Origin of the sequence: Synechococcus sp. R6-10 (genome assembly GCF_047461815.1) — a bacterium.
GTDB lineage: Bacteria > Cyanobacteriota > Cyanobacteriia > Thermostichales > Thermostichaceae > Thermostichus.
The window spans coordinates 1-9310 of the sequence record NZ_JANSHW010000421.1 but is presented as its reverse complement, the minus strand read 5'-3'; the positions used below and the strand labels follow the sequence as shown (position 1 = coordinate 9310).

Sequence of the window (9310 nt, the reverse complement as noted above, 5' to 3'; positions counted from 1 at the left end):
GGGTGGCTTTGGCAAAGGAAGCTTTGGCCACTGGGATCCCATTGACTTCCACCAATTTGTACACCCCGTTCACGCCTTCTCCGGTCACCAGGCGGGTGCCCACCCCATAACCGCTGATGGGGGCTTGGGAGCGATGCAGGCGCTCGATCTCGTATTCGTCCAAATCCCCACTGACGAACACCGGGGCGCCTTGAGGCAAAATTTGTTTCACCCGGCGAGAGAGATCTTCCAAATCTCCCGAGTCGATGCGCACCCCGCCGATTTCCCCCTGGGATCCCAGTTGATCTGGGCTTCTGGCCGCAAAGAGCTGGGCTGCTGTGCGCGCCCCTTGGATGGGATCGTAGGTATCGATTAGAAGCGCAGCTTGGGGAAAGTAGCGCCGAAAGGATTGAAAGGCGCGGGTTTCGTCTCCCGAGAGAGCAGCAATGGCCATCACTAGGGAATGGGCCATGGTTCCTGCCGGCTTGCGCCCCAATTTCAGGGCTGCCAAGACGTTGGAGGTGGCATTGAACCCTGCCGCCAGAGCCGCCCGGGCTGCCCACAGCCCCGCCTGGGGACCAAAAGCTCGCCGGGTGCCGAACTCCAACAAAATGGCCTCATCCCCTGCTGCATCTCGCATACGGGCCGCCTTGGTGGCGATCAGGGTCTGGTAGTTAAAGGTGGACAGCAAGTAAGTTTCCACCAGTTGGGCTTGCCAGAGGGGGGCTTCCACCCGCAACAGGGGCTGGTTGGCGAAAATGGCGGTTCCTTCCGGCACCGCCCACACATCCCCCTCAAACCGGCAGCGGGCCAGCAGCTCCCAAAAGCGCTCCGGCGCATCGGCGAAAATGCCCGTTTCCCGCAGCGCTCGCAAAGCCTCGGGGGCGAAGCTCAGTTGCTGCAGGTATTCCACCGCCTGGGTGAGCCCCATGGCAATCAGATAGCCATAGTCGGTGGGCAGCCGCCGCACGAACAGCTCAAAGGCAGCGGGCTGAGCCTCTAGCCCTTCCCCCACATAGCAAGCGGCCATGGTGAACTGGTACAGGTCGGTTAGCAGGCCATAGTCTTGGGGCCGCAACGACGAGAAATCAGGGCTCAACATGAAAAACCTCGGGGCAGAAGCCAGTGGGGAACGGCGGGATCGAGCAGAGGGCTGTTGCGAAGGTTATAGTGAAACTTACCATAAGTAAGGCTGCTTGTAGGGATCCACCAGAAGCATCACAACCCCAAAAAACCCTAAAAATCGGCCTCGACAAGACACCAAACCCAAACTCAGCCAGAAATACAGGCGGCCATCTGGACAAAATCTTGCCCCCAACTTATAGTGAAACCAACCATAAGTGTTACCCGTCCAACTCTATCGAGCGGGTGCAAGCCTGGTCAATCCAGCCCCCACCGGAAGAACGCCATGAATACCACTCTACAGGAGCTAACTGTTAAGGCTCCAGCGGGCCTTCCCCCCCACTTTGATCCGGAGCGGGTGGGAGAGATTTGGCGCGTGCCCTACCAACAGCGGGCAGCAGAAGCCGAGCTCTGGGCCAAGGAGCAAGGGATCCCGCCGGCAGAGGCGGATCGGGTGCGGGTGGGCTTGTTGCTCATTGATGTGCAGAACACCTTTTGCATTCCCGGCTTTGAGTTGTTTGTGGCCGGTTCCGGCGGATTGGGAGCGGTGGAAGACAATCGACGGCTTTGTCAGTTCATCTACCGCAATTTGGCCTGCCTCACCCAGATCATTGCCACTCTCGACACCCACACGGCCATGCAGATCTTCCACCCCGTCTTTTGGGTGGACGCGCAGGGAGCCCATCCTGAGCCGGCCACGGCCATTTCGGCAGCCGATATCCGCTGCGGACGCTGGCGGGTTAACCCCGCCATGGCTGCCAACCTCACCCAGGGGGATCTGACGCGGTTGCAGGTCTACGCTCTGCACTACGCCGAGCAGTTGGAGCAGGGGGGAAAATATCCCCTCATCGTCTGGCCCTACCACTCCATGCTGGGGGGGATCGGCCATGCCTTGGTGCCGGCGGTGGAGGAGGCGATTTTCTTTCACGGCATGGCCCGCCTTAGCCAGCCCAGCCTGCAGCTCAAGGGAGCCAACCCCTTGACGGAGAATTATTCCGTACTCAGCCCGGAGGTTTTGACTGGGCCGGAAGGGGATCCCATCGACGAGAAAAATGAGCTCCTCATCCACCACCTGCTGCAGTTTGACGCCCTGATCGTGGCTGGCCAAGCCAAAAGCCACTGCGTGGCCTGGACGGTGAGCGACCTGCTGCAAGAGATCCAGGCCACGGATCCCAGCTTGGCCAAGAAAGTCTACCTTCTGGAGGACTGCACCTCGCCGGTGGTGATTCCCGGCGTTGTGGATTTCAGCGAACAGGCGGAGGCCGCCTTCGCCCGCTTTGCGGAAGCAGGAATGCACCGAGTGCGCTCCACGGATCCCATCTGGGAGTGGCCTGAGTTTCCCCGGGATCCCAGCTGACCTCCAACATCCGGTATGATGCAGCAGGATCTTCTGCTGGAGCAGCCCTGTGTACGGTCGCGGTAGCGGTGCGGAGCACTCTCGCGGTAGCGGTGCGGAGCACTTTTGGGATCCCCGCCCTGAGGCCAGTTCCACCGTCTCCAGCAGTCTGCGCCCCCCCAGCGGTGCCCGGGATCTCCTGCCGCGGGAAGTACAACGGCGGGAGAAGCTGGAGGCTCAGCTGACCCGGGTTTTCCGGCGCCATGGCTACCAGCGCATCATTACTCCCACCCTAGAGCGGCTGGAAACGCTGCTGGCGGGGGGATCCATCCGCGCTGAGTCGGTGCTGCAACTGCGGGATGGCGAAGGGACGATGCTGGGGCTGCGCCCCGAGTTCACTGCTTCCATTGTGCGGGCGGCAGCCACCCGTCTAGCCGGTGGGCCTTTGCCGTTGCGGCTCTACTACCACGGCAGCGTTTTTCGCAACAGCCGGCGGGAGGAGGGATCCTACAGTAGCCAGGAGTTTTTTCAGTCCGGAGTGGAGCTGATCGGGGCAGGGGGATGGCTGGCAGATGCCGAGATTCTGCTGCTGCTGGCCGATTGCATTCGCTCGATCGGCATCTCTTCTTGTGTAAACGGGACGGAGGCCGCCTGGACGCTGCTGCTGGGAGATGTCAGCCTCACCGAGAGTTTGCTCAGCGCCGTTGCCCCCACGGCCCAAGCGGCAGTACGCCGTGCCATTGCCCAGCTCGACTACGTTTACCTGGAATCGGCCCCTCTGCCGGAAGCCGCCCGCCAGATTGGCTTGCAGATTCTGGGGCTGCGGGGCCAGCCCGGCTCAGTTCTTTCTGACCTGGCTCAGTTGCCTGTGCCGCCTGAGCGGCTGCGGGATCTGCGGCAGCTCTGCCAGGTGCTGGAGGAACATGGGGTGCGGGTGGTGCTGGATCTGAGCTTGTTGCAAACCCTGGCCTACTACACCGGTATCGTTTTTCAGGCAGTGGCAGGCGGGGAGATCATTGCTCTGGGGGGACGCTACGACCGGCTGCATGCTCTCTACAGCCCTCAGCAGGTCGAACAGCCGGGGATCGGCTTTACCCTTCTGCCGGATACGCTGCTCCGGCTCTTGCCCCCCGACCCCAAAACCGAGGAGATGGGCTGCAAACGGTTGGTGGTGCCCCTGGTGCCGGCAGGGATCCCGGCGGCGCTGGCCTTGGCCGCCCGCTGGCGAGAAGAGTGCACCGCACCGCTGACGCGAACGGAGGCGGTGGAGCTGGAATTGCTGGATCGGGCCCCTGAAGAGATCGAAGCCTATGCCCGCCAATGTCGGATCCCGGAGATCGCCTGGGTACAAGCCGACGGCAGCTACCACATCACCCACCCGGGCTAATGCTGGCAAGGTTGACCTCCCAACAGAGACGGGGCTGCACCAGTTGCAACAGGTGTTGGCGAATGCGTTCCAACTGCCGGATGGCGCTCTGCACCCCTGGCGCAAACGGCTGACGGGATCCCTGCGCCCAGAAATGCTGCTGCAAATAATCGATCAGCCACAGTTGTGCCGGCAGCTCCAAACTGGCCACCGCTCTGCCCAATTCCAATGCCTGCTGGAGAGAAGAGTGCCAGGGCCAACGTTTGAGTTCCTCAAGGAGCGACGGCGGGATCTGCTGCAGGTGCTGGTGGGCCAGCAAGGCCAAGCCGGGGCTGCCCTGGGCCAAGGCAATCAGCTCGGATCGAGGGATCCCTGCCAGATCTGGGCAACCCAACCCACTCAGCACCCGGTCGACCTCTTCTGGGCTGAGGCGGCGAAAAGGCACCATCTGGCAGCGGGACAACAGCGTCGGCAACAGCGAGGCCGCCTGGGGGGCGATGAGTATAATATGGGCTGGGCCTGGCTCCTCCAGGGTTTTCAACAAAGCATTGGCAGCGCTTTCCGCCAAGGTTTCGGCTCCCTCCAGCACCACCACCGCTCCCGATCGCGTAAGCGGGACGGAGTCCTTTAGCGGGGCGGAGCCCTTTCGCTGGGCTCGAATCGGCTTGCGGGCACAGAAGCGGGATACCCCCTGCACCTGCTCCAGGCGAATTTGGGGCGGCGAGCGCCGTTGCAAGGTTTGCGCCTCCGGGGAGTCTGCCGCAATTAGGCGGCCTTGGTGCAGGTAGGTGGGGCTGACCCAGTGGAGATTGGGATGGTTGCCCGCCAGCAGCCAACGGCAGTGGGAGCACTTGCCGCAAGGGATCCCGGAGCTGGATTCGCACAAGAGGGCCTGGGCAAACCAACGGGCCATCAGCTTCCGCCCCACCCCTTGGGGGCCCAAGAAGCAGTAGCTGGAAGTCACCCGCCCCTTCTCCAGGGCCGCCACAAGCAGTCGTGCCGCCATCTCCTGCCCGACAATGTGCTGTGGAGGCAAGACCTTCACCCGCTTGACGGTCTCGGCGCTCGGACGGAGTTCTGGCATATCTCAGCATCCGCTGGCAGAAGCTGGCAGGAAATGTTTGCGAAAATACTGCATCGTCTCCGGTCGCAATAACCCCCGCTCCACCAAGGGATCCCCCCAGTGGGGCGAAGATTCATCCATCGGCGGCAAGGACTCCAGCACTTCAGCAGCCAACAAGTCGGCAGCCTTGAGGAACTCTCCCACCGTGCGGCACCCCGACAAACGGGCAGAATACCCCCCATCCGCAAAGAACTTGATCGTGGTTGCCTTCAGGCCGGTACACTCGCCGATGACCGCAGTCAGCTTGCCCCCTGATTGTTGCCAGCGGCTGAGGATGTCTTGGATCTGGGGCCGATCCAGCAAGCCCGCTGCCTGCAAGTTTTGGAACAGATGCCTGGCCCAGGGGGTGAGTTCCGCCAGCAAAGGATCCGTCGGCGTGTCCTCAGGATTGGCGGGAAGCTCCCCGGCATCGGTCGCAGGTTCCTCCAGTCTCCTCGTAAGGACTGTGTTTCGCTCACGCGAACGTGCTGGCTCATCTTTGGCGGTTGAGCCAGAGAAGTTGGCTGCTCTCAACTGAGCCTGCGCTGCCTCGGCGATCAGCTTTTGCTGTTCGTAACTCACCTGCAGCAGACGGTTGCGATTCTGCTCAATCTTGAGATTCTCTTGCAGGGACTCCAGGCTCTGCCGATAGGCCGCCAGCAGCTCTCGCGCGTCTCGCAGTTCCACCGTCAAGTTGGCCTGCTGCTGTTGAAGGGCGCTGAGGCGGGATCCCGTGGTTTTCAGTTGTTGTTGAGCTTGCCCCAAGGCTTCTTGGCGGGCTTGCAGGGATCCCTCCAGTTGGACAATGCGCTGGTCGGCCTCGGCCCGTTCTGCCCTGAGCTGGTGGATCAGGGCTTGGCTCTGCTGCAGTTGCTCCTCCAGTTGAGCAAGGTGTGCTTCGTAGTCACGGTTGGCTGCCATCAGCTGTGCTATTTCCGCTTGCAGTTGTTGTAGCTGCGCCTGTAAGCTTTCCACCTGCTCTGGGGGAACATAGCCGGAAAGCCGCGCCATTTGGGCCTCGTGCTCTTGCTGTAACTGAGCGTAGCGCTCTTGCCACATCTGCAAAGCGGCCCTCAGCTCCGCAATCTGTTGCTCCAAGGCGGCAACCTGCTCTGGCCAGAAGGAATCCAGATGCCGGGATAGAGCAGCCTCTGACTCTGCAGCTTGCTGGGCAAGTTGGGCCTGCAGCTGATCCCGCTCCGATCGGAGCTGCTGGATTTGATGAAGCGCTGCCTCCAATTGGGCGCGTAGGTCAGCCACAACGCTGCTGGGCACCAACTCCGACTGGCGTTTCTGCAGAATCTGGATTTGCTCTTGCAACTGCTCCAGTTCCGACTGGTAGCAATCTTGCTGGGTTTGCAACTGCCGCTGCGCCCTTTGCTCAGCAGCGCGGGCAAGAGCCAGCTCCGTTTCCAGCCTTTGCAGTTGTTCCCGCCAAACCCGCAAATCCTGCTGCAACGTTGCCTGGTGCTGGAGCTCTGCTTGTTGGAGACGGATGGTGGCTTCCAGTTTTTGAATGCGCTGCTGATACTGGCTTTGAAAATCGGCAATCTGCTGGTTCATGTTGGCCAGGATCCGATCCCATTCCTGTTCCTGGAGCTCGATTTGTAGCTGCAAGGCTTCCACTTGCTTGCGGTAGTCGGCCAAGGTGGCCGGTTGAGGCTCATCGGCAAAGGGATCCGAGGCCGCCGCAGCCAATGTTCCAGGGATGGGATCTCCCCCAGCCGCAGATTCAAGACTCGGCGGCTGAACCGTACTCTCTCTCCTGGCCTCTTCGGGTGCAGGCCAATCCTGAGCTGGGTCTTCTCGGCCAGGAATTGTCGATCTTCGGGGGGTAAGCTGAACCTCGGGTTTGGGATCCCTGGCCAAAAAAGGCTGCAGCGCCTCCCACGCATTGGGGGAAGCCATCCGCTGCAGTTGCACCTGGACATCCAAGGCGCGATCCAAAATGGCGGGCTGTACCCAACCTTTCCAGGTGAGGATTTCCCCCAATTTCCGCCCATAGCGACGCTGTTGAGCCAGAGCAACCCGCAATTGCTCGAAATCCAAATGGCCCAGTGCCACCAAAATCTCTCCCAGAGAAAGAGACTGGCTGGGCAGGAAGCGGTAGAGATCAGCCAGAGTGAGCCAGCCGCGCTCGAGACACACTTCTCCCAACTTGAGGTGGTTTTGCTGTTGCTCTCGCAGAGCCTGAGCCAACTGGGATTGGGAGATCAGACCCGCCCGCAGCAAACGCTGTCCCAGCGGTAAGCTCGACTCAGCCCCGTCGGCAGCAGCACCCCGCCCCTCCAGAAAGGGGAATGGGGTAGAGCCACTCTGGGAGGAAGAGGAGCGCGGAGGCATCAATAAAGTTCCCAGTTTAGGACTGTGTTGTTGCTGTACTTTAGCTTATCGCCCCTCAGGATAAAGCACAAAGAGATGCCAACGCCACATTGACCAGAAAACTGGGTTACAAGCCCCGCCCTTTATGACGGCTTCTTGATACAGTAACTGCGAACTCCGCCAGCTTGTTCGCCTGCGGCGGCACTGAGTGCTTCGTGGTGCAGTACCTCTTACTAGAGGGACATTAGAGGGACAAAGTATCTGGGAGTCTCTTCCCAGTAATTAGGGCGGCGGCATCCCTCTTCGTGCATAGGGATGGAGCAGTACAGCCTGTTAAGGAATCAAGGGGCACAGTAGCAACACCTAGCAAACCAACTTCGGAAGCAGAATGGATTGATGAGTAGTCAAGAGGTCTCTGCTATCTGCTCCATCCCATACTTCCCGGCTCTGGAAAACTGCCGGATAAAAGGCTTCAATACCGACCACATCCTCTCAATCGGATTCAACTCTGGTGCATACACGGGCAGGTCTATGATCCGCGCACCTGTTCCTTGAATCAAACCCTCCACTTCCGAACTCTAATCACCACCTTCCGCGCATCCAGTTCCGGACATGAGTCACTTTGCAAAAACTCCAGAAAATTGCTCTTCCGCATTCCACCCTTGATAACACAACAGCCTACTGCCTCTCTCCAGGAAATAGCTTCAATAATCTTATGTTTTTTCCCTTTGCATCTCTGACGGTAACTGTAAGCTCTTCGACTGCGTAAACTCCGAGATACCCCTCCGTTCCATTGCCTCTCACACCCTTGTCTGGTCTAGAATAGCTATATCTTCCACTGGTATATTCTTGACTTCTTAACTATAGGCTAATTGTTGCCTTTGCACCTCCTCTTCTCTGATTTTTACACTGCGGTAATTCTTTTTAGCGTCATTCCTCGCTTTTTTAAAAAGTTGTCTATCGTAACAGCACTCACATCAGTATCCAGTTGCTCTCGTAGCAGTTCTTGATACTACCACGGATAATAGTTCAGGCGCCTTTCAATGACCGTCATAACTTCTTGCCGGTGTTGTTCCAGAATACCTACTCGCTTTGTGCCGACTTTCTTGGGGGATAAATCCTGAGTTTGTTGATACTGATGCACCCAGTGGTGCAGTGTTCTTTGGGTTACCATGAACTGTTCCGCTACCTGGCGAGTGGAGGTCTTGCCTGCCTGATAAGCTGCCACAACTCTTTGGGATAAATCTAACAAATAGGTTGGTATATATCTCTCTTTTCTCTTGGATACTTGTATCCTAATTCATAGGCTGTAATCGGTGAAGTGCCAAAAATGATTCTGATTCTTGTTTCAGCATCGTTGCTGAGCAACCGCTAGGGTGTAGAGACGCGGATCTTCGACAAGAGGATCCCTAGGAAAAAACGAGAAAGAAGGAGAGAAAATCATGTCTGCCAGCACCCTTGTCCGTTGCGCCTGTGAACACTGCAACTGCAGCTTCGAGAGCAGCCAAGGCTATCGCTACGAAGGTCAACTCTACTGCAGCGAAGCCTGTGCCACCCACAATCACGAGCACCCTTCCGCCTGCTGTGTGGCTTCTCACTGCTGCCAGTAGGGTTCAAGGTAGCCCATCATCCCCAGCCCTTTCCTCTGGGATCCATTTCCCCCCTGGGCCGTTTTTGATAGGCTCCTGAGAAGTTCTACTCTTGTCGGCCAAGGGGTCGGCCTAGCTTGCATGGATTACGGCTGGCGCGAAGATACTCCGCACCGCTGGGAGCTGCTGCCCACTCCCCCCCAGTTCAATCTGGAGCTGAGCCGGGAATATGGCAAGTATGCGGCCAAGGTGATGGCTCTGCGAGGTCTGCACACCTGGGAGCAAGCGCGGGCCTTCGTGGATCCCGAACACTATTCCCCCACACCACCAGCATCCCTGCCGGATCTGGAGCGGGCGGTGGCGCGGCTGCTGCAGGCACGGGAAAGGGAAGAGACCCTGTGCATTTGGGGGGACTTTGACTGCGATGGTGTCACCAGTACCAGTCTCCTGCTCTCGGCGTTACAACCCTTGGGCTTCCGAGTCCAGTTCTCCAT

Annotated in this window: 6 protein-coding genes and 2 pseudogenes; 4 read left to right on the top strand and 4 right to left on the bottom strand. The window is 59.1% G+C overall.

Annotated features, from left to right (window positions below; all coding sequences use genetic code 11):
• The coding region (locus NW837_RS11575; RefSeq protein WP_414331662.1) for a nicotinate phosphoribosyltransferase at positions 1-1081 on the bottom strand (1081 nt) is incomplete at its 3' end.
• Positions 1082-1387: 306 nt separating this feature from the next.
• Here NW837_RS11575 and NW837_RS11570 point away from each other — a divergent pair.
• Complete coding sequence (locus NW837_RS11570; protein WP_414331660.1) at positions 1388-2458, top strand: isochorismatase; 1071 nt, start codon at positions 1388-1390, stop codon at positions 2456-2458.
• Between the two features lie 49 nt (positions 2459-2507).
• Positions 2508-3824 carry an ATP phosphoribosyltransferase regulatory subunit gene (locus NW837_RS11565; RefSeq protein WP_414331658.1) on the top strand — a complete coding sequence of 439 codons (1317 nt, stop codon included), beginning with the start codon at positions 2508-2510 and terminating at the stop codon, positions 3822-3824.
• On the opposite strand, the gene NW837_RS11560 is transcribed toward NW837_RS11565, so the two are convergent.
• From NW837_RS11560 to NW837_RS11550, 3 genes and pseudogenes are all read right to left on the bottom strand, one after another.
• Positions 3808-4887 (bottom strand): DNA polymerase III subunit delta', encoded by a 1080-nt coding sequence (locus NW837_RS11560; RefSeq protein ID WP_414331656.1) that lies wholly within the window; start codon positions 4885-4887, stop codon positions 3808-3810. The two genes, NW837_RS11565 and NW837_RS11560, sit on opposite strands and share 17 nt — an antisense overlap.
• A gap of 3 nt (positions 4888-4890) precedes the next feature.
• The gene (locus tag NW837_RS11555) at positions 4891-7248 is read right to left on the bottom strand and encodes a hypothetical protein (RefSeq protein WP_414331654.1); all 2358 of its coding nucleotides are present in this window, start codon (positions 7246-7248) and stop codon (positions 4891-4893) included.
• A gap of 320 nt (positions 7249-7568) precedes the next feature.
• Positions 7569-8491, bottom strand: a pseudogene (locus NW837_RS11550) (IS630 family transposase).
• Positions 8492-8669: 178 nt separating this feature from the next.
• On the opposite strand from NW837_RS11550, the gene NW837_RS11545 reads away from it, so the two are divergent.
• Positions 8670-8837 (top strand): hypothetical protein, encoded by a 168-nt coding sequence (locus NW837_RS11545; protein WP_083757636.1) that lies wholly within the window; start codon positions 8670-8672, stop codon positions 8835-8837.
• Positions 8838-8957: 120 nt separating this feature from the next.
• Positions 8958-9310, top strand: a pseudogene (locus NW837_RS11540) (single-stranded-DNA-specific exonuclease RecJ); the annotation flags it as partial.

Excerpts from the sequence above, each read along its gene's own strand:
- NW837_RS11570 (WP_414331660.1), top strand. The coding sequence starts at position 1,388 with ATGAATACCACTCTACAGGAGCTAACTGTTAAGGCTCCAGCGGGCCTT.
- NW837_RS11560 (WP_414331656.1), bottom strand. The coding sequence starts at position 4,887 with ATGCCAGAACTCCGTCCGAGCGCCGAGACCGTCAAGCGGGTGAAGGTC.
- NW837_RS11555 (WP_414331654.1), bottom strand. The coding sequence starts at position 7,248 with ATGCCTCCGCGCTCCTCTTCCTCCCAGAGTGGCTCTACCCCATTCCCC.
- NW837_RS11545 (WP_083757636.1), top strand. The coding sequence starts at position 8,670 with ATGTCTGCCAGCACCCTTGTCCGTTGCGCCTGTGAACACTGCAACTGC.